Genomic DNA, 488 nt, shown 5'->3' on the forward strand with positions numbered 1-488 from the left:
CCACGCCAGCGTCACGGACAGCTGGCTTGATCTGATCGATATGAAGATTGCGTTTCTCAACAGTATTTCAGGAAAAGTAGCTGATGCCGGATTAGCCGATTCGTTTGTGGAAGAGTCATTTTTAGAACATGAGCTGATTCATGCGAAAAATAAATCAAAAGCTATCATGCAGGAACAGCGCAATGAAATGAAAGGTATCCTTGATGAAATCAGCAATATCATTCATCTTGATGTTTTCTCTACAGAAGATGTCGATCAAAAGCTGGAATCAGCAGACAAAAAACGGGACGATACCGTACATAAGCTCGGCAAGCTTGATCACGATCTAACGAAAGAATACGCAGAAACCGAGGCAAACGAACATTTCATTCAGGCAGATTTTCAGCAGCTCCAAAACGCAACAGGCCAAGGAAAAAACGCCACTCCGCTTCACTATAACGCCAAGGCATACAGGGAAAGTGACATACATAAGAAAAAAGGCGAGATTG

1 protein-coding gene is annotated in these 488 nt (G+C 42.8%); it reads left to right on the forward strand.

The genetic code is table 11. The features are described from left to right. The coding region (locus ACNFN4_RS22240) for a T7SS effector LXG polymorphic toxin (protein WP_160342570.1) at positions 1–488 on the forward strand (488 nt) is incomplete at both ends.

The sequence above is a fragment of the Bacillus sp. N1(2025) genome, from assembly GCF_053470005.1.